At 46.6% G+C, this 25361-nt stretch carries 13 protein-coding genes; 6 read left to right on the forward strand and 7 right to left on the reverse strand.

Translation table 11 applies throughout. From position 1 onward, the window contains the following. Positions 1-22: 22 nt before the first annotated feature. Complete coding sequence (gene fdxA / locus J8N69_RS04760) at positions 23-346, forward strand: ferredoxin FdxA (RefSeq protein ID WP_012071401.1); 324 nt, start codon at positions 23-25, stop codon at positions 344-346. A 520-nt stretch (positions 347-866) separates the two neighbouring features. Here fdxA and J8N69_RS04765 read toward each other — a convergent pair. After that, positions 867-2075 (reverse strand): EAL and HDOD domain-containing protein, encoded by a 1209-nt coding sequence (locus tag J8N69_RS04765; RefSeq protein ID WP_227803979.1) that lies wholly within the window; start codon positions 2073-2075, stop codon positions 867-869. Between the two features lie 184 nt (positions 2076-2259). Here J8N69_RS04765 and ilvD point away from each other — a divergent pair, with 184 nt between their 5' ends. The 3 genes from ilvD to J8N69_RS04780 all read left to right on the forward strand — a co-directional run bounded on the left by ilvD (position 2260) and on the right by J8N69_RS04780 (position 6286). Continuing rightward, the gene (gene ilvD / locus J8N69_RS04770; protein WP_168825614.1) at positions 2260-4104 is read left to right on the forward strand and encodes a dihydroxy-acid dehydratase; all 1845 of its coding nucleotides are present in this window, start codon (positions 2260-2262) and stop codon (positions 4102-4104) included. 93 nt (positions 4105-4197) lie between these two features. Next, complete coding sequence (locus J8N69_RS04775; RefSeq protein WP_168825612.1) at positions 4198-5040, forward strand: 23S rRNA (adenine(2030)-N(6))-methyltransferase RlmJ; 843 nt, start codon at positions 4198-4200, stop codon at positions 5038-5040. A gap of 22 nt (positions 5041-5062) precedes the next feature. Continuing rightward, positions 5063-6286 (forward strand): PAS domain-containing protein, encoded by a 1224-nt coding sequence (locus J8N69_RS04780; RefSeq protein ID WP_168825610.1) that lies wholly within the window; start codon positions 5063-5065, stop codon positions 6284-6286. Positions 6287-6368: 82 nt separating this feature from the next. Here J8N69_RS04780 and J8N69_RS04785 read toward each other — a convergent pair whose 3' ends face one another. Next, positions 6369-6878, reverse strand: coding sequence for a dihydrofolate reductase (locus tag J8N69_RS04785; RefSeq protein WP_168825608.1), 510 nt, complete (start codon positions 6876-6878; stop codon positions 6369-6371). Positions 6879-7059: 181 nt separating this feature from the next. Between J8N69_RS04785 and J8N69_RS04790 the strand changes: the two genes are divergently transcribed. Next, the gene (locus J8N69_RS04790; RefSeq protein ID WP_168825606.1) at positions 7060-7911 is read left to right on the forward strand and encodes a thymidylate synthase; all 852 of its coding nucleotides are present in this window, start codon (positions 7060-7062) and stop codon (positions 7909-7911) included. Positions 7912-7990: 79 nt separating this feature from the next. Here the strand turns inward: J8N69_RS04790 and J8N69_RS04795 are convergent, their stop codons facing one another. The 5 genes from J8N69_RS04795 to J8N69_RS04815 form a co-directional block, all read right to left on the reverse strand. Further along, entirely contained in the window at positions 7991-9265 is a 1275-nt protein-coding gene (locus J8N69_RS04795; protein ID WP_227803980.1) for an HlyD family efflux transporter periplasmic adaptor subunit, read from the reverse strand. Further along, positions 9255-11480 carry a peptidase domain-containing ABC transporter gene (locus J8N69_RS04800; protein ID WP_227803981.1) on the reverse strand — a complete coding sequence of 742 codons (2226 nt, stop codon included), beginning with the start codon at positions 11478-11480 and terminating at the stop codon, positions 9255-9257. The genes J8N69_RS04795 and J8N69_RS04800 overlap by 11 nt, the downstream gene beginning before the upstream one ends. Positions 11481-11519: 39 nt before the next feature. Then, the gene (locus J8N69_RS04805; RefSeq protein WP_168825604.1) at positions 11520-12824 is read right to left on the reverse strand and encodes a TolC family protein; all 1305 of its coding nucleotides are present in this window, start codon (positions 12822-12824) and stop codon (positions 11520-11522) included. Continuing rightward, positions 12821-14956 (reverse strand): sulfotransferase family protein, encoded by a 2136-nt coding sequence (locus J8N69_RS04810; RefSeq protein WP_168825602.1) that lies wholly within the window; start codon positions 14954-14956, stop codon positions 12821-12823. The genes J8N69_RS04805 and J8N69_RS04810 overlap by 4 nt, the downstream gene beginning before the upstream one ends. 78 nt (positions 14957-15034) lie before the next feature. Beyond that, positions 15035-23980 carry a hypothetical protein gene (locus J8N69_RS04815; RefSeq protein ID WP_168825600.1) on the reverse strand — a complete coding sequence of 2982 codons (8946 nt, stop codon included), beginning with the start codon at positions 23978-23980 and terminating at the stop codon, positions 15035-15037. A gap of 227 nt (positions 23981-24207) precedes the next feature. Here J8N69_RS04815 and J8N69_RS04820 point away from each other — a divergent pair, with 227 nt between their 5' ends. Beyond that, positions 24208-25329, forward strand: a complete 1122-nt coding sequence (locus J8N69_RS04820) for a helix-turn-helix transcriptional regulator (protein ID WP_168825598.1) — start codon at positions 24208-24210, stop codon at positions 25327-25329. Positions 25330-25361: the final 32 nt, after the last annotated feature.

Consider the following 25361-nt stretch of genomic DNA (forward strand, 5'->3'; position numbering starts at 1 on the left):
ATAGCTTGTAAGGAGAAGTCGAATGGCTTTCATCGTTACCGATAACTGCATTCGCTGCAAATACACCGACTGTGTTGAAGTTTGTCCTGTAGATTGTTTCTACGAAGGCCCTAACTTTTTAGCCATCAATCCTGACGAGTGTATCGACTGCGCATTGTGTGAACCAGAGTGCCCAGCCAATGCCATCTTCTCTGAAGACGAATTGCCTGAAGACCAAGAAGTGTTCGTCGAATTGAACAGAGATTTGTCTTTGATTTGGCCAAATATTGCAGAGAAAAAAGACGCCCTTCCCGATGCGGCGCAATGGGATGGGGTTGAAGATAAATTAGAGCATTTAGAGCGCTAATTTAACGCTGTACAAGCCCAGAATGTAAAAAAGCGACTCTCAGGTCGCTTTTTTTATGTTTAACGTTATTCCGTTAATAATCAACAAGTGACAAATTTTAGACAAAAAAAGGGCGCCGTTTGGCAACCCTACTTTTTGCTCACATCCTGTTAAACAACTCTTCCGATAAGTAAAACATCCCTGCTCGCTTCATCATAAAGCTTCCAAACCGTCCTTATTACATGGTGTCCATCAAACCATGATCTCCATAGGAACAATCCATCGTTCTTGAACATCCTAGCTCAATCCTCAACGCCTTCTATGGCCTATCATTAAGCACATCATGCGCTCTTTCATCCTTGACGCCGTTTGAATAAAGCGCAATTTAGCAGATTCCAGTCAACAGTCAAATTTCTCAGAATAACTCAAACAATAAAAATTCGTTATTTTTCAAAGACATAAATAAATCGCCGCGAAAAATGACATTTGAGCACATGACAAGCAGAAAATCCTTACAGCTATGTAGGAAAAGGATGACAAATCAGAGCGCGCTGAGAAACTCATCAGTCCACTTGATCGCCTCTAAATAGGTCTTTTTCAGATCACTCACGTCTTGCGGCGTCGTCATCACCTGCCCGTTACTATAATGTTCAACCAAGCTCAATGTACTGCCGACTCGCCCAGAGCGATGCACAATGGCATTAATAAACTCGCTCGGTAACGGCAACTCTCCCAGCACTTCATCTAGCGGCATCCCAGTGCAGATATCCATCATCGACAACATCCCCGCCAAGAAGTACTTATCCTGATTATCGTAACCACGACATTGCGCGAGCAGCTCGGCATGTTTAGCGCGCACCATGATGTGCTCAAGCAGCACATCTCGATCGCCAACCATTTCAGACATCAACAACAAATTGGTCAGTGCTTTAAGTTTGTCAGCGCCAATCAACATAATCGCTAAGCGAACCGAATCAACAGAAGCAACCAAACCCGTCACCGGAGAATTTAAATAGCGTAATAGTTTATGCACCAAGCCGGCATCTTGGCTGACGATTCGTTCTAACTCATCCACGCTCAAGGTCGACACACTCAAAAGCGACGACATCAGCTGCAACAAGGTCATATTGTTCACCTTTGCCGCCTTACTCGTCACTATTTCAGGTTTTTCAAAAAAATACCCTTGAAAATACCCCACACCCAATAAGCGGCAAAACTGATAGTCTTCCCATGTTTCCACTTTTTCGGCAATGATCTTCGCATCAAAGCCCCTTAAAGCCTCAACTTGTTTAAGAAAACCATCGTGCCCTAAGTCTCGAATATCCAGCTTGATATAGTCTGCCAGCTCAACAAAAGGTGTCATTTTGCTGTGAAAGGTAAAATCATCTAGAGCGATTGAGTAACCCGCCTTTGTCCAGCGTCGCAAAGACGCCAATAAAGCGGCATCAAAGCCCGCGCCTTCTAACACCTCTATCACCACATTTTCGCTATGAATCGGGACACCACTTGGGCTTAACAAATAAGCACGGGGGAAATTAATAAACGCTTTATTTGTGCCGACTACATTTTCCATACCAATATCAAAAAGACTGGCAGAGATAACCTGAGCGGTTGCACTCACGTCATCCACCATGTCAGCTTGAACTGCCATGGCGTTTTTACGGTACAAAAGTTCATAACCCTTCACCGCAAGACGGTGGTCTACAATGGGCTGCCTTGCCAAAGCGACACTAGAATGAACGGCTACCATGTTATCGACCATATTGTTTTCGCTTCTATTAAAGATCCCTGCATTTTTACAGTGTCTCAATATTGTCTAAAAATTGCCATTGGGCAGAGACAATAAACTTGGTAACATAGCTACTTAGATGTGGGCAACTATATAAAGCAAAACAAGACAACGCAAAAACAGCTAAAAATCTGTGGGGAAAACAATGCCAATATACCGTTCCAAGACTACCACCTCAGGCCGTAATATGGCGGGTGCTCGTGCGCTATGGCGTGCCACCGGAATGACAGACGATGATTTTCAAAAGCCAATCATAGCAGTGGTCAACTCTTTCACTCAATTTGTACCCGGTCATGTACATCTCAAAGACATGGGCCAACTGGTTGCTCGTGAAATTGAAGCCGCAGGTGGTGTAGCGAAAGAATTTAACACGATTGCGGTAGACGACGGCATCGCCATGGGCCATGACGGCATGCTGTACAGCCTGCCTTCTCGTGATCTGATCGCAGATTCTGTTGAATACATGGTAAATGCCCATTGCGCCGATGCTATGGTTTGTATTTCAAACTGTGACAAAATCACACCGGGGATGCTCATGGCCGCTATGCGCCTGAACATTCCGGTTATTTTTGTCTCTGGTGGTCCAATGGAAGCCGGCAAAACCAAACTGTCCGAGAACAAGCTTGACCTAGTCGATGCCATGGTTATTGCCGCAGATCCAACGGCGACAGATGAAAAAGTCGCAGAATACGAACGCTCAGCATGCCCAACCTGTGGCTCTTGTTCCGGCATGTTCACCGCGAACTCAATGAACTGCCTAACCGAAGCGCTTGGTCTAAGTTTACCGGGCAACGGCACGACATTAGCGACACATTCAGACCGTCGTCGTTTATTTCTAGAAGCGGGTCGTCGCATCGTCGACATCACTAAGCGTTTTTACGAAAACGATGAAGCAAACTGGGCACCTCGCTCTATTGCCAGCTTCGAAGCGTTTGAAAATGCCATGACGCTCGACATTGCTATGGGTGGCTCAACCAACACCATTCTTCATTTGTTGGCGATTGCCCATGAAGCAGGCGTAGACTTTACCATGGAAGACATCGACAGATTGTCTCGTAAAGTACCTCAGCTTTGTAAAGTAGCGCCGAACTCACCAAAATACCACGTTGAAGATGTACACCGTGCCGGCGGTATCTTTGCTTTGCTAGGTGAGCTGGATCGCGCAGGCATTTTACATAACCAATGCCACACAGTGCATTCGAAAACCATGCTCGAAGCATTAGAGACATGGGACATTATGCGTTCGCCGACGCCTGAGATCATCGAGTTTTACAAAGCAGGACCTGCTGGTATTCCAACGCAAACCGCGTTCAGCCAATCGACTCGCTGGCCTTCTCTAGATGGCGATCGTGCAGAAGGCTGCATTCGCTCTCTCGAAAACGCCTTTTCCCTCGAAGGTGGCTTAGCCGTCCTTTATGGCAACATCGCCGTTGATGGTTGTGTGGTAAAAAGTGCCGGTGTAGACGAATCGATTCTGGTGTTTGAAGGCCGTGCTCACGTAACGGAATCTCAAGACGAAGCGGTTAAGAACATTCTTGATGATAAAGTGGAAGCGGGTGACATTGTCATCGTTCGCTACGAAGGCCCTAAAGGCGGCCCAGGTATGCAGGAAATGCTTTACCCAACGTCTTACATTAAGTCTAAAGGCTTAGGCAAAGCTTGTGCTTTATTGACTGATGGTCGCTTCTCTGGCGGCACATCGGGTCTGTCTATTGGTCACGTTTCTCCAGAAGCGGCGGCCGGCGGCGCAATCGGTCTGGTTGAAAATGGCGACCGTATTTTGATCGACATTCCAAACCGTACCATCAACGTATTGCTATCTGACGAAGAACTCGCTGAACGTCGTGCGGCGATGGAAGCAAAAGGTGCTGCAGCATGGAAGCCTGTTGAAGTGCGTCCACGTAAAGTTTCTCCAGCATTGAAAGTCTACGCACACTTTGCGACCAGTGCAGACAAAGGGGCAGTACGTGATATTAGTCAAATCGAATAATATTTAAACGGCAATACGCAAAAGACCGCTCTGCCTAACCTAGGTGTTGCGGTCTTTTTTCATTATCACAGAACAATTTATACAGGAAAGACCATGCTCAGCTATCGCCATATTTATCATGCAGGCAACCACGCTGATATTTTAAAACATTTGACAGTCAGTCAAATATGTCGCCATTTTATAAAAAAAGACGCGCCTTTTTTCTATTTGGATACCCACGCTGGCATTGGTCAATACTCGTTAAACTCTGAACAGGCGCAAAAGAACAAAGAGTTTCAGTCCGGTATTGCACGGCTATTTACCGCAGACAACCTTCCTGAACCATTGGAAGAGCTGCTCGACATCGTCCGAGAAATGAACCCAGCGGAAGCATTAGACTTCTATCCTGGCAGCCCAAAAATTGTCGATTACTACCTTCGTCAAAAAGACAAACTACACTTATGCGAGCTGCACCCAAACGATTACCCAACACTGGCGGCACTGTTCCCCAATAAACGCAAAGCCAACGTCGTCAAAGAAAATGGTTTTGCCGCGGTGAAAGCCATGCTACCACCGCCACAAAAGCGCGGTTTTGTCCTAATGGATCCGCCTTACGAAGTAAAAAAAGATTACCAATACGTGGTTCAAGCATTGGAAGATGGCTACAAACGCTTCCCTCAAGGCACTTATGCCATTTGGTATCCCGTATTAAATCGCCAGCAAGCCAACGAGTTATTAAGATCCGTTAAGGCAACCCATATTCGTAATGTACTGTTAGTTGAACTTTGCATTAGAAACACAGAACAAGAGCGCGGCATGGCAGGAAGCGGTATGATAATCGTCAATCCACCTTGGACGTTGGAAAAAGAAGCCAAGGAATGTTTACCCGTGCTAAGCAAATTACTAGCAGAAGATAATGAGGCGGGCTACCAAGTCACTTGGATCACCCCAGAATGATCACCTTATAGAGGAGCGCGTCATGGACACCCCTTTTGAACTCGCGTTTAAATACATGCCAACGCCTGCTTTCATCATAGAAAGCAGTACTGGCAAGCTGTTGTCGTACAATCGTAATTTTGACATCTTATTTGAAAACTTTAATGCGACGCCTTCCGATACATGGGAATCCCTTTGTGAAGACGCCACATCGCCGGAAAACTGGCAACAACTCAACCAAAAAATCCAAAATGGCAGCATTGAACGCTGTGAAAGTTTGATTCGTATCGGCGACAAGCTCATCAACATGCAACTTGAAATGCGACACCTTGGGGAGTCCGTACTCGCTTGCGTTTATAACACCGACCACATGGATCTTTCCGCGGCGGAAAACACCCTACTCAAATTTGCCCTTACGGAATCTTCTGCCGGTTTATGGATATGGGAAACAGAGTCCGATTTAGTCTCTTGCTCAAAATCCATTGCCACACTCTTAAACTACCCGCTTGATAAAACCCCCCGTTCCACCGCCGAATGGCATACCCTTGTGCACCCTGATGATGTCAGAAAACTTGCCAGAGTGGTCAACGAACATGTGGCATTGAACCAAGATTATTACGAAGTAGAGTACCGTATTCTGACGGGCGATCAGCGTTATTTATGGGTAAAAGAACGTGGCCGCTCTTACACTAAAGGCCCAGATGGTAGCATCAAAAAAGTGATCGGCTTTGTGGTGGATATTAGCCATCAAAAAGCCCTCGAAGAACATCTGCGCAACCAAGCCACCTTTGACGAGCTAACCGGCCTACTGACACGAGGCGCGGCACTGACGCATTTCAAAAAGCAACTCGGCTTAGCAAAACGCCAATACACGCCATTGACCATGGCAAAAATCAACCTAGATGCGAATGACCGCTTAAGTAAACTGTCACTAGAGACGCGCAACATCGCCATTCAAACCTCGGCGCGTTATATCTATAAAAAAATCAGAGAAGCCGACGTACTGGCCCGCGTTGAGCCAGACAAGTTATTACTCTTATTGCCGAACACCAGTGTGCGTGACGCCAAAACGTTACTGAGCCACATCATCAACCCAAAAGAAGATGAAAAAGCGATTCTTTTTGAGGGCAACTCAGACCCTATGGATTTCTGTATTGGGATCGCCGCCTTCCCGGAAGATGGTGAAACCATCGAAGAGCTCGCCTTAAGCGCCAACCAAGCCGCCGAGAACGGCCAAGCGAAGTGCAAACAAATCGTCGTTAACTGAACATAATCAACCCACAAAAAACGCCACACAAGGTGGCGTTTTTGCTCAAAGCCTCAAAAATCCAAAGCCTCAGCAAGATAATTTATTCCGCGCTGCTTCGTTGGTACACAGAAAAACGGTAGTCGTAAGGGTTTGGCCCTTCGGCCGCAAAGGACTCTTCACCCAGTAACGTAAAAGACGGCCAATCGACTTCAGGAAAAAACGCATCGCCTGTCACGTCCGCATCCACATGAGTAACGTACAAACGATCCGCCCGCTCAAGCGCCAACTGATAAATTTGCGCGCCGCCAATCACCATGACTTCTTCTTGACCATTGACCAAGCAAATGTCTTCACCAAGGGAAATCGCCTCTTCTAACGTCGTCACCACATCAATCCCTTCCGCCTGATACGCAGAATCACGACTGATAACAATATTGCGACGACCGGGTAATGGTTTACCAATCGATTCAAACGTTTTACGCCCCATCACAATCGGCTTGCCCATGGTCGCTTGTTTAAAATATTTAAGATCATTCGGCAAATGCCAAGGTAACGAATTATTAATACCGATGGTTCGGTTCGTAGACATAGCAACAATAAGTGACAACATAAAACAACCTGCTTAAAAATCTTGGCTCTTCTTTACTCCGGCAATCCAAGAGCAAAGGCTTCTGATATAATCAATCGCATTTATTATACCCATGACGATCCAGATTGCATTTCTTAACCTGCATGATAGGTTAACCTGCCTGACTGGCGTTCGTCGAGGTGAAAACAAACAAGGCATTTATATGAAACAATACTTAGACCTTTGCCACCGCATCATCAACCAAGGCGAATGGGTCAACAACGAGCGCACTGGCAAACGTTGCCTTACCGTCATTAATGCGGACCTAACTTACGACGTCAGCAAAGGCGAGTTTCCGCTTGTTACCACCCGAAAAAGCTACTGGAAATCGGCCATTGCCGAAATCATCGGCTATTTAAGAGGTTACGATAACGCCGCGGATTTCCGAGCGCTTGGCACCAAAACATGGGACGCCAACGCCAACCAAAACGACGTCTGGCTCAACAACCCTTATCGTAAAGGCGAAGATGACATGGGGCTTTGTTACGGCGCGATTGGCCGTCACTTCCCCAAACCAGACGGCGGTCATATCGATCTATTAAAGCAAATTATTGATAATCTAAGCCGTGGTGTGGATAACCGTGGGGAAATCCTCACTTTTTATCACCCAGGCGCCTTTCACATGGCGTGTCTTCGCCCTTGCATGTACAGCCATCATTTCTCGTTGCTTGGCGATACACTGTATTTAAACAGCACCCAACGTAGCTGCGATGTGCCGCTTGGGCTTAACTTCAACATGGTGCAAGTCTATGTGTTGCTTGCCATCGTCGCGCAAATTACCGGCAAGAAACCCGGCCAAGCCTTCCATAAAATAGTCAACGCTCACATCTATGAAGACCAGCTAGAACTGATGCGTGACGTGCAACTAAAGCGCGAGCCTTACCCACTGCCAACCCTCAAAATCAACCCAGAGATCAAATCATTAAAAGACATCGAAACCTGGGTCACCATGGACGACTTTGAGATCGAAGGCTACCAATTCCACGAGCCCATCGCCTATCCTTTCTCCGTTTAAGCGACTCTCGGTGTCAGCGACTTAAAAGCAAAACGGCGAACCATGATGGATTCGCCGTTTTAACAAACACGACACCAATCTACTTTTCGCCAAACGCCTGAGACAATGTCTTGCGTAAAGGTTTTAACAAATAATCCATAACGGTTCGTTTATCCGTCTTAATCGATACTTGCGCGGTCATACCGGGTAGCATCTCCACTTCGCGTCCGATCGTCGTCACGATAGGCAGCTGCAAAGGCACCACGTGAACACGATAGTAAACCTCTTCGCCTTGAGAGGACTCTTCTTTGAGTGTATCGGCACTGACATACACAACTTTCGCTTCTACGCCGCCATAAATAGTGTAATCAAACGGATCTAAGCGAATATTGGCCGCCAAGCCCCGCTGCACTCTAGAAATATCTTCGGGACGAATTTTAGCCTCCACAATCAACTCATCGTCTATGGGGATGATTTGCATGATTTCTTCACCGGCTCTTAACACCCCACCAAGCGTTGTCACGCTGACGTTTTTAATAATGCCAGGCACTTTAGCAATAAAAACGCTGTCTTGAAGCTCTTGTTGTTTTCTGGCGAGAATCTGTTCACTTTGCCCCAGTTCATCTTCAACTTTTGCCAGCTCTGCACTGGCGTCTTCGAGAAATTGGTTTTTACGATTGATCAATTTTGCTTCGGCGGCATTTAATGCTTCTCTGGCCTTCAGCATTTCAGTGCTGCTGACATCGCCCGTTTTATGTAAATTCTTCACAATACCAAGCTCTTCGTTCGCCAAAGAAACCGAAACGGTTAACGTACGTAGCTCTTCTTTTATCCCAGTTCGACGTTGTTCAAACAATGCGGTTTCCACTTGCGCGGTGTCTTGATAGCGCCGTAATAAATCGTCAGAGAACACCAAATTATTGTCACCTAAAATCTCCGCTCTAAGGCGTATCGCCTTGGCTTTTAAGGCAAACACACGAGACTCTGTTTCTCCTACGGACGCTTTCAGTCTCGTTTGGTCCAGTTGACCAAGCCGCTGACCCGCTTCTACTCGATCCCCCTCGCGCACATTCAGCTCCGCAATCACGCCACCATCCACCGATTGAATAAGCTGCACTCGACTGCTCGCGATTACCTCGCCTTGAGCCTGAGCCACTTCATCAATATAAAACTGATCCGCCCACACCACAAAACCAACAAGTGCCACCAACAAAGGCCACACGACCAAGGCGCGCTTTTTTTTATGATAACCAAAGGCCGCATCCGCGGCATGAGCGTCTTTTAAATCGTCACTTTCCATCCCACTTGCTGGCACAACATGAGGCATCATGGGCTTAGATGGAACGGCATTAGGCGGCACAGAATTAGATGGCATTGAAACCTCGCTTGCTACGAGTGGATGTCGCTGTAGAAGAAGCCGTCGCCGAAGAAGCCGAGGCAGAAGAAGTCGCAGCAGCCGAACGAGTTGATGTTGATGTTGATGTTTTACTGCCCATCAGCGCAGGCAACACAGCAGCAGGCGTGCCATCTCGCACCACCTTACCTTGCTGCATCACCAAAACACGATTCGCAATGTGCGCGGCCAACATAGGTCGATGCGTCGACACCACCAAAATATCGGTCGGCTTAATGTACTTTTCTAATACTTCCCACACACGTTTTTCGCTGTCGCCATCTAATGACGCCGTCGGCTCATCCAACAACCAAATCGTCGGTTTGGCGGTGATAGTCCGCGATAACGCCACCAGTTGGCGCTGCCCACCCGACAAACCTTCGCCGCCCTCGGAGACCTCTAGCTCCATACCTTTCGGATTGCCTTGGGCAATTTTATCGACACCCAACGCTTTCACCACGTCCATCATTTCGGTATCACTCACCGTGCCAGATAAAGCCAAATTACTTTTCAGCGTTCCTTTGAAGAGATGCACATTTTGCGGCAGATAACTCACATGCGAGGTAACAAACTGAGGGTCAATTTCCCACAAATCCAACGAGCCTAACATCACTCGCCCTTCGCCGGGTCGATACAAACCCGCCAGCACTTTGAGCAAAGTGGATTTACCACAGCCAATCGGCCCCACTAAAAGCACTCGATCGCCCGCATTAAAAGACAACGACTCTATGTCCAAATGTTTAACAGGCGAATCGGTATAGGCGAAACGCACACTATCAATCGATACCGCATCAATCTGCTGTTCCCCCACCAACAAGTGCTGGTCCGGCTTACGCTCCAGCTCCAAGGACAATAGCTGATCCACCATATCCAACGACTGAGAAACCGATTGCCACTGCACCAAATACTGGACGCCCTGAGCAATCGGATTAATCACCCGTCCACCCAAAATGCTACACGCAATCATACCGCCCATGGTGAGATTTCCCGCTTCTACCTGAAACACCCCCACAACGACAGCCGCGACATAAGCAATGGTCGATAAGCTGCCAGTGGTGGCTGTACTTAGCTGGCTAATCGTCTTTTGGCGCAGCTGATAAGATGCCAACGACTGGGTAATTTGTTCCCATTCATTTGAAAAACGCCATCCAGCGTTATTAGCGCGGATAGACTCCGAACCACGAATTACATCAATCAACAGCCCTTGACGCTCGTTAGAACGCATAATTTGTTTCTTAATCAGACTTTTTAAACGAAACTGCGTCACCAAGCCTAATAAAATCGCAATGGGAAACAGCAAGGCGTACACCCAGCCGACCACCCCACCAATCATGCTAATAAAGCCAATAAACATAATGGCAAATGGCAGATCAATTAGACCAAACACAATCCCCGAGGTAAAAAATTGTCGAACCGATTCAAGTCCATTTACTTGGGCATTTAAGGTGCCTAGGCTATTTGGCTGATTATCTAAACGTAAGTGCAATAAATGATGAAAAACTTGCTTAGACAAGCGCATATCCACATCCGCCGCCAAACTGTCTAATACCTTGGCGCGCGTACGCTTTAAGAGCCAGTCCAGCAAGACGATCCCCATCATGCACACCACCAGCGTTGTCAAGGTAGAATAGGCAAGTGTTGGCACGACACGGTCGTATACTTGCAAGGCAAACAATGAAGTGGCAATAGCCAACACATTCACAATCACCGTTGCCACCATCACATTACCCAACCATGCTTTGTCTTGGAACAACGCACTTAGAATCAACTTTCTGGCGGTTGGAGCGTCGGTTTCAGTCTTTTGCCCTGTACTCATTCGCTTTAACCAAAGCACTGAAACATCAGACAAATCACCGCTCGACACCACTCGATCCGCTTGGCCCTCATCGCTTTGCAGCAAAATGTCATCGCCGTCGTTACTCGCCAACCACCATTGCCCATCAAAGCAAATTAAAGCCGGTAGCTGCCTACGGTCGAAGCGACGCCAAGCCACTGCCCCGCCTTTAATGCCCTTTATGTTAAAACGATTTAACAACCCTTTTAATTGATCTAACGGCGATAAGCCCTGCAGGTCGTGCGCCGTCAACGACGACTCAATATCACCTTTTGAGATACCCAGTCTTAATGCAGTAAATAAGCGATGTACTACCGCGCCACTCAGTGCAATGTGATCTTCGTTGGAATGATGACTGCTCACCAGCGTATCCTTTTGTACATGGGTTTAATCGCGGCTTTATTAGCGTCGAGTCGACTCAATATCGAGACCGCCAGTCAATGCCGCCAAACTTAATAAATTCACCAACAAACTGTTTTCAGCTTTGGCTTGCGCTATTTTCTGTTCGGTAATCTCTCGCTGTATGTTCAACACATCCAGCCACTCTTTACGGCCGCTTTTGTATTGTCTTTGATAAGACGCCAAGGTCGAACTCAACTGCTCAATAGAGGATTGATGAATGTCGATCAAAGACTGCTGTATTTTACGATTTAACAACAGGCTGTTTAAACGATTGGTTAATTCAAATTGCGTTACCTCAACGTCCCGCTGTGCTGCTCTGAGCTGAGAATGGGCGGATTGCTCTTGATATCGCGTAATCATGCCAAGCCCCTCCAGTCCGCCTTCCATCACTAAACTGAGCCGAGAATCGTCCGGATAGGTCGCATTGTCACTGTATTCATGAGAAAACTTTAAATACAAGGTCGGCATAAAGCTAGCGCGTTTTTGGTAAACATCTTGGATCGCCAAACTGACCAACTGCTCCTTGTATTGCACCTCAGCGCTTTGCTTTAGCACCTGTTGCTCTATCGTGTCATCGTCTGGCAAACCGTCATACATGGCAGGAAAAATAGGCGACACCGACGTCATTGGCAACTGTGCAAGCGTTTGTAACGACATGAGCGCATCACGTAAATCGCCCTGCATCTGAATCTGCTGAACTTTAGCCTGCGTTAAACGTGACGCCGCTAACTGGGTATCGGTTTGCGACGCTAAACGGCCCTCTTGACGCCGTTGTATTTGCTCTAAAAACGCTTGATGCTGCGCAATATTGTCTTCAATAATCAGCAACTGATCTTGCACACCAACGACATTCGCATAAGCAATGGCGGTGTCTTCTAACAATTCACGCGTCAATCGCAACTTGTCGATGGTCTCCGCGGATAGATCAATATCAGCATAATCAATGCCGGTATCAATACGACCAAACGCCCACAAAGGCTGCTTAACGATAAACGCCCCTTCTTGGTTGCCGTCTCTGTCTTCGCCATAAGATACATCTAAGCTAGGCAACTTCTCTGCCTTGGCACTTTTCAACAGAGAATCCTTCGATTCAATTTGTGCTTGCTTCCCCATTAACGCAGGATGGCGCTGCAACATCGACATCAGCGCCGTCGGCAAATCCACTTCGCCCCCTTTTTGACTCAAAGACACAGTGGACAATGACACGCTAGACAATGACAGGGTAGACAAAGCCGCCGAGGCAAAAGTCATTGAGGAAAGCATAACGCTTAGGGCCACCAAGAATACAATACTATAATGCCTCATAGGGTTTCCTTTTGAACCGATAAACGCTGGTACGCTTGCGCTAAATTACGCCCCCAGCGCCGTGACTTCCAAGGCGCCAACGCAATCGCCTTCTCAATCGCAGCAATACCCAACTCAAGCAAACCATTGACCAAATACAATTCACCAAGCAAATACTGCGCTGGGGCAAAATCAGGTAAATGATGCAAGAGTACCTTACATTGGTATTCCGCATCGCGATAGCTTTCAAGACGGCCTTGGGCATCACCACCAGCCGCATACAACCGATAGGCTTCAGACAGCATTCCCGCTTTCGGCAAGGTCACCATATCACTTGCCTCTGCGGCGGTTTGTTTGGCTATGGTTTGTTTGGCTATGGTTTGTTTGGTCATAGTTTGTTTGGTCATAGCAGCCTGATTAAACGCCACCAACAAAGCGGTTATGCTGTTCGCCTTCCCCCTACGCGAGGGCTTTTTTTGCTCGGACAGACGAGCACTAGAAACAGACCGAACAGACCGAACAGACCGAACAGACTCGTAATAGTCCGCCAAACAGGCGTCGTCAGTTTGCCCTATATCAACAAAATCGCCTACCGTTTGCAGGGTTTCAGCCGGTGTTTGAGTTAATTGATGAAACGACACCTGCAATATATCGTCGGGGAAAAGGCGTTGCCAATGTGACAACAAGGCTTTATAGCCTGCAAACTGAACACCAAGCCACTCCGCCTTATCCTGCGCGGACGCTACTCCTAGGTGATTAAGCCATTGCTCAACTTGCTTCGACGCGAGCCACTCGTGTGAATTACGGCTCATTGAAATAAATTTCGCTTGCGGGAACAACCACTTAATCAAACCGACATGATGAATATTGTCTGGGTTTTTATCTAAAATAAAGTGGTATTTAGATTGCTTAGCCTGATAAACAGACTGAATACCAAGCGCAAAATGGCGAATTTGCTCTGCCGTTAATACATCAAGATTATCCGGATACGCTCTTAACGTTCCTAAATCGCGCTGTTTTAAGTTAATGCCTTCAATCAACAGCGGGATCGCCGAAGACACGCCTAACGACCCGACCTGCCCCGTTGCCAGCAAGCCCTCTTCCAACAGAGAAACACCAGAAAAAGGCAAACCAAGTATAAAGACAGGACAAAAGCCGGATATTTCTGGCGGGCAATCAGAGTGGGATGACACAACATGGCGCGATCGAACAAAGGCATCACTGAATCTTGCCCGTACTCGAGCGCTCAATACCTTATTTACCACAGGGTGAAGTGAAACATTCTGGCCATTTTCGCGGCCCCATTGCGCCTGTTCTTGATAGAGTGATTCGCTGTTTGGATACTTTTTTAACGCTTGCAATAAAACCGCCTCAGCGACAGCCGCGCGATCATCATCCACAAGGTATTGCGCATAACAAACCACGCCATGTAAATAGCGTGGTGCATCTTCAAGCGTCTCTTTCAACCAAGATTCGGCAAATGCCAACGCGCCTTGCCTTACCCAGCACTCTAAACGAATCGAATCCAGCTGGTCGCGCAACCCCAACCGATACTCAGAAGAGAAACACTCAACACTCTGTCCATCAGACGCCATAATATGATCTTGTTCAGCGTACGTTAAATACTGCTGAACCGTTTCAATACTCGACGCAACAGACAACTCAGCCAACGTCGTATCCGAGCATCTTGCCAAGTGCATAATGCACAAATTGATCACCACCTCAAGCGGCCTTGATGGGCAGTCTAACGCACATAAAAATGCGCGTTCCGCACCCAGCTCATCCCCTTGGATCAATCGGCAATAGCCTTTTTTTGCCCACACAGTGCCCAACACAGCACCCAAGCAAAAAGACTGTTCAAGCAATGCATCAAACAGACTTTCAGCGTCTTCATACAAGGCCAAAGCAGAACACAAAGAGCCCAAATCCAAACGTTCAGATGGCGACAAGCACGCCAGATCAACCTCTTGATGAAACACATTAAGCAAAGACAAGGCTCTGTCTGACTCACCAGTGTTGGCATACGCCAGCATCAGCAAAATCATCACAGCAGAGTCATCGCCCAGCAACAGAGAATCGGCACAGGCCTGTTGCAGCGCCTGATATTCTCTCTGCTCAGCCATCTCACGAAGCAACTCTAATTTAGCGCCCATAGATACATCAAAGGAGAACCCAGCTTAACCCAATACACTCAGCCAAGCTCGATTCCCCTTTATTCTCCTTAAGCTAATTTACACGTCAGACGTTTCAGCACCAACTTGAACCATAATCTCTGGCGAAGAAGCCAAGCTTTCGCTCCACAAATCGACAATCTCAGCCGCAATAGTGAACTCACCCTCTATAGACAGTGTCGCCTCGCCACTATCAAACGCCCAGCTAATATCCGTGTCTGTCGAGAAGCCAGTAACAGCAGCATCGCTCACCAGAATAATCGTATCGTCATCGCCAAGGTTCTCCGCACCGCTCCACTGCTCACCCGTATTGAGCGTCAAGCTTGTGCCATCACCAATATCGATGTAAATATTATAGGTTTCGTTGACATCGAATACCTGACTACCAAGGTCCGTTGACTCGTCTGTGGTTAGGTCAAAGGTAACGGCCTGATTCACCGTAATGCCCACATCACTGACGTAGACATTACCCGCCGTATCCGCCATCAACACATAGTAATCGCCTGCTTCCAGCCCTTCTGCTGAAATAAACGCCTCTTCGCCCCCTGTCACCGCAACACTGTTCCATTGAGTAGAGTTATTACCGGCCTTCAGTTCGTCATAGAAAACATCTTCCCACTGATCGTAGTCTGAGAAGAAACTTTCTAACTCAGTACCAGTAAACAAACTACTGTTTACCAGATAAGCCATACCGTCTTCTTCACTGGCAACCGACACTTCGCCATTAGTATCAACAATAGTGTTATCCACAATGCTGCCATCCGCATTGAATTTTTGCACATAAATATCGGTCAGGGTGTTATCTTGGTGGTAGGTATCGCCCAACCAACTGACGGCAAATTCACCCTTGCCTAAGTCAATAATAGAAGGGCTCCGGTCGAAGGAATGTTCATTCACTTCAAGTAATGTAGATGCACCATTTGGTGTGCCATCTGCATTGTAGAGCTGAACACTGACGCCATAGCCGATTAAGTCTGTTTGGTTCCAAGCGATGACAAACGCGCCATCCCCACCAACAGTAGAAAGTACATATTGATCTTCAGATTCATGAACTCTACTGACCGAACCATCTGAGCTTATATGATCAACAAAGTATAAAGTATTGCTGTAGTAATCCGTCTCACTGTTGGATATATAATACTGACCTGATAACAGGTAACCACCGTCAACACCTAACCCTGTTAATGCCAAATCACTACTAAATACAGCGCCCAGATCACTGGTTAGCAAGGACGTAACGACACTGCCATTTATCGAACCGTCATTATTAAAGGCTTGCAGGTAAGTAACCGATTCTGTGTAGTCTTGGTTATTTTCGCTCCAAGTAACAACATAGCCACCATTACCTAATAATCCAATATTGACGTTGCTAAAATTCGACTGCAAAGCGCTTTGCGCAACCTCAATCGCACTGCCTTGTGATGATCCATCAGCATTAAACGCGTAAACAGCGATATAGTCATAACCGGACGTATCTGTAAAGGCTGCTCCTTTAGTGAGTGCAAGGTAAGAGCCCCCATCAAGCTCAATTACGTCTTCAATAATCGACGTTACCGACGCACTCTCTATTAGATTCCCGACCGAAGAATAGAGAGAAACCGAATTATCATAATAAATAACAAAGTTGCCATTTTCTCCAATTGACTTAACAGAAAGCGTATCAAACGTCTCTATACCGTCTAACAGAGCAATCAGATCTCCATTCAAACCCATCAGTTGCGCACTGCTAACAGTGACACCATCTACATACTCAAGAGTGGTCACAACAAAGTTACCATCATCGCCAACAGCAGAGATAGAAGCATCGTAATAGTTGCCAGCAAGAGATTGCATATCGCCTACCACGCCACTTTCATCCACAATTTGATAGTAGCCTGTATTGAACGAACCATCCTGACCTTGCGAGAAGACAATAAAAGCTCCGCTGTTACCCAAGGACAACACGGTTTCAATATTAGGAGCGTTATTTGCAATACCAGATAAGATAACCTGTGCATCCCCTATAGAATTACCTGCTGCATCAAGGCGCTGCGTTATAATGCTATAGTCTGTGCCAAAATCCGTGTAAGTACTTTCTACCCATACCACGGCGGATTGCCCCGTATTACCTAATACAACAGTGTTATAGGAGTCATGAATATTGCCTCCACTAGACTCTATGTCCACTTTACTGTAATTCGGTGCCACAACTAGGTTATAAGGCGATTCTTCATCGGTAATAATGACCTGTTCGTTCGATGCCACCAAGCTCAATTCACCAGCGGCATTTATTTCTCGTACTTGAATATCGCCAATGGCATATTCTGCGCCATAGTCTAAATCAATAAAGCGGCCAGCCGCGTCGGCCCAAGCCACCTGAGTAAATGGGCCGCCCTCCCCATTAATAGAGTATTCCCAACGAACCGTGTCTTCTGCTAATACAAAACCGATTTCAGGGTCATCAATCACCTCGTCTTCATCGTAAAGTCGATACATATCAGACTTATTGCCCTCTGCATCGTATTCATAGGCGACAAAATCACTGTAAGCAAAAGTGTCGCTAATCTCCACATAAGCGCCCGAGCCGTACTGCCATGTTTCCCCACCGTCCAATGAATATTCGTATGCGACCGCATCACCAGATAGCGTTACGTTCAACGAACCTTCATTAGTCACGCCATCACTGTCGGAGAAACCTGTGTCTTCAAACAGCTCAAAGCTTGGTGCCGCATAGGCCTCCGGTGTTACTACCTCTTGGTTATAGGTAAGCTCCGCTTCGTTGCCCGCAATATCCTCAACATAGACAACAATACTACCCGCTGAATAGGTGGTATTAGGCTCTAATGAAAAACTTTCACCAACGCCTTGAGTCCAATTGTTTTCACCTTCTCCTCCACCGACAAGGGAGTAATACCATTCATTTTGGTCATCATCCAAAGTAACAAAAACGGTGTTCCCAATAATATTAATTTGCGGTTCAGAAACCTCTGAGTCGATAACAACATAGCCGTCGTCGTTGGTCGCTATTTCACTGACATTTCCAGCTTCATCATATTGTCTAATCTGGATGTCGTAATAACCATAGGTGGTATTGTCGGCCAGATCGAAACTCGTACCGACACCGTCTGTCCAAGTGACGCCATGATCTAGTGAGTATTCCCAGCGTGCAGCGACATCGGCTAAAGTGACATTGACCTGTGTATCGTTGGTAACATCATCGTCGTTGTACGTGCCAGTGTCTTCGTTAAGGTTAACCTCTGGCTCGGCCAGCTGCGCCTCTGAAAAAGCAAGGCTGACCACATTGGCATGCGTGGTGATATTGCCAGCGATATCGCTAACATAAACAAGGTAATCACCTTCCGCTAACCCTTCAGTACTCAGCCAATGCTCTGTGTCTGCACCGACTGCAACTTGGCTCCATGTAGTTTCCTCTAATGCAAGAATATCCTGCAAAGTCGTGACGTCCGCATCAGAACGAACCAGATAAGCCATGCCTTCTTCAGCAACCGAGATAGGCAATTCATCACCTGGCTCAATTTCTATCGGATTAATAAGCACGCCATCCGCAGAGAAGGCTTGAACTTTATTAACCGTTTCATTGACCCACTGAAATTCATCGTCTTGATAGCTGATGTTTTCTATCCAAGAGACTAAGAAATCCCCTGAGTCATTTAGCACATCCACATTAAAGCCATTGGCCGTATCGCTAACACTCATTTGTTCTGTTTTTGCAGTGCCATCCGCGTTAAAAATTTGCACCCATGAATCCGCTTCCCAAGTATCTACATCCATACCTTCTTTAAACACCAACACCTCGCCAGCGGCATTCAACACATGAAGATCAAAGTAAGCCCAATCATCGTTTTCGTCATTAAGGGCAATTTCAGTCACTGAATTGCCATCAACAAAATACACGCCGCTCGCAATAGAGTCGCTGCCCTCGCTGGTCTCAAGGCTATAATCCGCTGTAATAAAGTACCCTTCGTCGGTTCCCCCGCTCACCACCTCTATGGATAGGTCATACTCTGTCGCGGCCCCAAATGTAAAGGGTAACGCTTGTGCCGTATTTTGAGCCGTGCCATCCGTAGTAAATGATTGAGTATAAATGAACGGAACACCCTCTCCATCTTCACCCAACCATGTCACAGCAAAATCATTGTCTGCGTTTAACATGGTAATATTGGCTTCTGAGTAAATATAATCAGAGTAATCACCCAGCGGAACTCGAGGGCTTAAACTACCATCAGCATTCACCAACTGTAAGCTCAAGCTCGCGGCACTTTCGTTTACCATAAACGCCGCAAACGCGCCGTCCGAACCGACCAGATCTACTGCATCAGCGTATTCACCGGCTGCTGGGTTAAGAACTATCTCAGAACCAATCGGTGCCCCATTCGCTGAATAAGTTTGCGCCTTCACTATGGTGGAAGCGGCATCGATATCGACTATTTCATTCCACACCACAAGGAAATTACCAGAATCACCAATAGGCCCTGCATAAGACATGAGACTGCCTTCAAAGGTTAACAGTTGGCCCGCGTCACCCGTTGTCGCGTCGAAAAGTTGCAAATAAGACTCAACCCCAACCCCACCGGACACATCTTCCGCCCATACCAAAGCATATTGATTGGAAGACTCAAGCGGCATCACCTCAGAATCCCACATCCATTCCCGCGTGGCCGAGCTTGCCTGTACGTCGCCAACCGGGCGGCCATTTTTGTCAAACAACTGGACGTTCAAGTTACCACGCGTATCTTCATTTTTATTGTCTGAATAACCATAGCCATACCAGGTAACAACAAACTCGCCGTTTCCACCAACCGAAAAAACCTCTTGGATATTGTAGCCACTCAAGTCGTCATCTAGCTCAAACACATAAGGCAAATTCACCTCTTCGCCAGAAACAACATCCAACATTTGTACACTTAGCAACGATTTCCCCATGTCTGAGTTATATACCCAAGCCATGGCAACCTTGCCATCGCTTGTGTCTGCGCCTACTCGATGCATTTCCACCTCGTAATAGCCGCTACCGTCACCGTCCATTGGCACTTCAAGAGCACTTTCGTTCGTCACATAAATGTCTTCCACCAACTGACCAGTAACGTCGGTTATGATGCTGTCGCTATTGCTGAAAACAGCACTTTCGTTATTAGAAGCATCAAATTGTTGAACTTGGATACTACCGGCGGCATACGTTGTGTCGCCTTCTAATACAAAACTTGTAATCGAAATGTCTTGGCTGTCTGACCATGTATTGCCACTATCCAAGCTATAGACCCAACTGGCCGCATTCACATCTAACGTGACATCCATGGTGAGGTTATTGGTGATATTATCGCTATCAGACAGACCTGCATCTTCTGCTAATTGCACTGTTGGGGCAGGCAGAGAATCAGAAACGAACGGCACTTCATTGCTAGCGGCTATGCTCACGTTACCAGCAAGGTCTGTTTGACGAACTTGAATTTGACCAATTACATAGGTCTGCAGCGCGCCCATTTCAAAGCTGGTGCCAGAACCTTCTGTCCACGTATCGCCGCTGTCTAACGAGTATTCCCAGCTGGCCGCGTCTTCGGACAAAGTTACATCAATGGTGGTATCACTGGTAACAAAGTCACTGTCTGAATCACCCGTGTCTTCATGAAGTGCAAAGCTTGGCGCAGCAAGTGGTGTTGTGTCGGTGACAATAATCATCGAATTGGAACCCACCGCACTCACATTACCGGCGGTATCGGTTTGACGTGCTTGGATACTGCCAATGGCGTAAGTTTGGTTTTCATTGAGTTCGAAGCTTGTACCAGAACCTACTGCCCAGTTAGCACCGTTATCAAGGCTGTATTCCCAGCTTTGAATGCTAATCTCGCCATTTAAATCGAAGTTCACTTCCACTTCATTGGTGATGCCATCTGAGTCATCAATGCCTGAATCTACATTCAATGATAGAGTTGGCGTCTGAGCAATAGTGTCTATTTCAATCGCGGCATAGTTACTGGAAACACTGGCATTACCCGCCACATCAAATTGCTGAACTTGGATGTCACCTACGCCATAGGAAGTATTAGCCGCTAACTCAAAGCTCGTTCCAGTGCCAGTTTGCCAAGTTGCGCCAGCGTCCGTGCTATATTGCCAACCGAACTCTTCATCCGATAGCACGACATTCACTATCGGATCATTGGTAATCTTGTCTGTACCGCTCGTTCCAGAATCACTGTTTAAGCTAAACGAAGGTGCATCCAGCGGAAGTGTATCGGTAGTGATAGTGCTGCTATTTTCATAAGCAAGACTTTCATTACCAGCCAAGTCTGTTTGCTTAACTTGAATGTCACCCGCTGCGTAAGATGTATTTGCAGCAAGCACAAAACTTGCACCTTCCCCATCCAACCAAGTTGAGCCGTTGTCTAAACTGTATTGCCAGCTCACCGCATCGTCGGCTAAGGTAACATCTACCGTGGTGTCATTCGTTATGCCATCTTCGTCACTTGCGCCCGTGTCGTTACTCAATGACGCACTTGGCGCATCTGGCGCGATTAAGTCTGTCGTAATCGCAGTGGTATTCGATTTTATCGCACTGACATTGCCCGCCACATCGGTTTGACGTACTTGAATATCGCCAATGGCATAGGTTTGATTTTCGTTAAGTTCGAAACTTGTATCTGATCCTGTCACCCAATTCGCACCGCCATCCGTGCTGTATTCCCAACTATCCACATCGTTGGCTAATTTCACGCGATAGGTGGCGTCATTGGTCATGCCATCACTGGTACTTTGGCCGCTGTCTGTTGCAAGGAAGATAACCGGAGTGGACGCGGTGTCGTCTGTCACAACTTTAGAAGAAAGCGTGGCGATTTCTTCATTGCCTTCTGTATCAGTCTGTTTTACCTGAATACTGTCGGCTTGGTAGGTTTTATTAGCAGCGAGCTCGAATGTTGTGCCTGTTCCATCGCTCCACGTCGAACCAGCATCTAGACTATATTGCCATGATGCTAAATCAACTCCGTTATCAAAGGTCACAGAAACCGTTGTGCTATTGGTAATACCATCGCTGTCACTACTGCCTGTGTCTTCAAAACTTAAATCGGGAGCTAAGGTCTCAAGGGTTTCGATTATTGATGCATTACTGGTAACGCCGCTTTCATTACCCGCTTTATCAATTTGCTTAACCTGTATATCACCAACATTGTAAGTGGTGCTGCCTTTTAGCTCGAAACTCGAACCAGATGTACGAGTGATCCAAGTCGAGCCGCCATCCAAAGAATATTGCCAATGGGTAATGCCTTCAGCCAAAGTCACATCCACCGTGGTATCGCTGGTAACAGTAACACCGTCAGTGTCTGACTCTCCGGTGTCTTGATGCAATGCAAAAGTGGGGGCGTCTGGTGCGGTTGTATCTACTTTAATCGTAGTGGAAGATTCGACCTTATTTACAGTGACAACAACATCATCATAATTACCATCTCCGTCCCCTTGGAACCAGCTAGAAGTAATCGGTACATAGGCATAACCACTGACAACATCACCAGCCAAAACCCTGTAGTTGATAGTGTTTTCTCCAACGGTTAGTGTGACAACCTGATCAGCGGAGACATCTTTGATTTTGACTTCTATTGTGGCGTCAACTGCGTCGGCATTGATGACTTTCAGTACATTACCACCCCCATCGACTAAGACAGGAACACCGCTAAAGGTAAAGGTTGATTCAATTGCCTTATCTCGGCCGATGGGGCCATCGTTAAAGGCTTCAAGACCTTTGGTTAAAATATCAGTCACTTCTGAGGTGAGTTTTAACTCAGCACTGGTATCGGTATTGGCTTCTTTTAATGAGTTAGCAATGGTAGTGATGGTCTCTGCGGCACTTGTGCCCTCGACAGAGTCAGCACCAGATAGGATGGCCAGCGCCTCGCCATATTTATCTGCGCCACTGGTGTCTTCAGTAACAACCGCTGGTTTAGCTAAAATATCGACTAACCCAAACAAGGCAGCGACCTTGCTATTCAATTCGACTTTTTCGGTACTGACAGCACGGTTTTCTGTGGTGACGCCAGCCAATTGGGTGGCAAGTTCGGTTAATGGTGTGACGCTAATGGCTTGGTCGGAGCCGTCTGTGGTGGTCATGGCTCGCAATGTTGTGCCTAAGCTTTTTGCTTCGCCAGTGGTTTCGTCGGTGTAGTCTGTTTCTGCGCCGTTTAAATCCGAAATTTCAACCAACATAGGCCCAGAATAGCTGCCGGTGTAAACGTAATCGCCTGTTGAGTAGTCATGATTTGCCGAGTTAATTAAATTACCGGACACATCATATAAATCGATCTTTACTTCAGAAAAGAAAATACCCGCCGCGGCAGAAATGGTGGTCGATGACGTCGATGTAGAGCCGCCATCGTCAGAACCACCGCCAGAACTAGAGCCACCATCGTCAGAACCACCGCCAGAACTAGAGCCACCAGCAACACCTAAAGCGCCCAAGCCAATCGCACCCGCGTACCAACCCCAACCAATACCCTCAACGCCTGCAACCGTATTTGCCGCATTGCCATCACCCACATCTTGTTCTAGTGGTTCTGCAGAGGCGTCGGTGACCTCTTGAGGACGCAGTTCCGCGGGCACACTAGAATCTATTGTGCCCTGGGCTTGCTGAGTCTTCGGCTGTTCAACGTCAACGGCATCGTCTTCACTTACGGTTATCGTGGTCGATGACTCAGCACTCCAAACGGTTTCGTCTAATGGAGGGTTGCCATCGTCGGTAGCCAGCAAAACATCCGCTAAAATGCCACCGGTTTCATCGAAAGAAGTCTGCTTAATGTCGTCAAAATATTCCGCTATCACCAACAGAACATCGCCGTTCATTATGACCTGCAGATCGCTCCCAACTTGGTGTAACGTGACGCCCTCAGGGTATCGCCCGGTTTCAGCATCAAGCAAGGAATACACGGTATTAGACTCAGCAATAAGACCGCCTTCTTGGCCTAATTCCCATTGTCGAAATTGATTAGTAGAGGATTTTTCAATAACAAAAATTGAGCTAGACATAATAGCCACCCTGTAAATTAAGCACAAAAAGTAAATCAAGCATAAAAACTAAGTAAGAAAATAGCACCAACTATATAATATAGGAACTAAATGGGATTGCGTCATACCTCATATGAGGTATATTTAATGTCAAAGGAGGATTAATTCAAAACAAGAAAACAGAATTACATTAGCTCGAAAATTACATTAGCTCGAAAATTACATTAGCTCGAAAAGGCGGATAACTAATGCGCTCTGCCCCACTAATTGACCTAATAGACAAAATATACGAACGTGGTTTTAATCATCAAGATTGGAATAGCGTTTTAAAATTACTTTGTCAGGCTATCGACGCAAAAAGTGCGGGGCTGTTTTTCATTAACTTTCAACAACAAAGCTTTCGAGTGCTGGGCCAGCACGGCTTACCAGACAGTTTTACTCCGTCTTATCAACTCGAATTAGGGATGCAAGACGCCACCGCCGTCATCATGGAAAAAATTCCGGCAGGCATAGCTCATGGGGCGATTGACCACGAAACCTCAAAAAAAGAACACCCCGACTTCTATCAAAACCTACTGCTTCCAAATAAAATCGGCTATATAAGCGCGCTGAATATACGCAATGACAAACGTTATTTTGTGGGCATTGGTGTACACAGGAGTATGAAGCAAAGCCAATTTAATAAAGAAGAGCTTCGTGTATTAGAAAGGCTTTATCCCCATTTAAAACGGGTGTTTGAATTCTCAGATAGGCTAGAGAGAGTAAAAGAAAAAGAAAGCATGCTCATTTCCGCTTTATCAAGAATCCCCCTTGGCATCATTAGTGTAGACGCTACTCTAAACGTCTATTTTTCCAACGCGCTAGCGGAGACATTACTGAATGGAAAATCGGGAATCCACATTGAAAATGACGTTTTAATAGCACATAAAAGCACGGATCAACGATTGATTCAGGCGAGTATCAACAAAATATTAGCAGGGCAAGCGGTTTTAGGTTCCCTACAAATCCGTCAAAACGAGCTAAAAAAACCACTGACCATCATGTTCAAAAGCATTCATCCAGAAACTGACGTGGTGTCCCCCATTGATAACAATAGAGGCAAAGTCGTTTTATATCTGTCGCACCCTGAGCTTTGCTCTTTTACAACAATAGACACCCTACAAGAAACCTATCATCTTACGACAGCAGAGGCACAGCTCGCGCTTTCTTTGGCTAACGGACTGACTCTGCACGAGGTCGCAGACCATAAAAACACCAGTATTCAGACGGTTCGTAGCCAACTAAAAAGCATTTTCTTAAAAATGAAAATCAACTCCCAAGCCGAGCTCATCCGCTGCATTCTATCCAGCGCCTACAATCTCACGTCCTGATCTAATCTGATCTGATTAGATTAGATCATAAG

This window comes from Marinomonas profundi (assembly GCF_020694005.1).
In the GTDB taxonomy this organism is placed as follows: domain Bacteria; phylum Pseudomonadota; class Gammaproteobacteria; order Pseudomonadales; family Marinomonadaceae; genus Marinomonas; species Marinomonas profundi.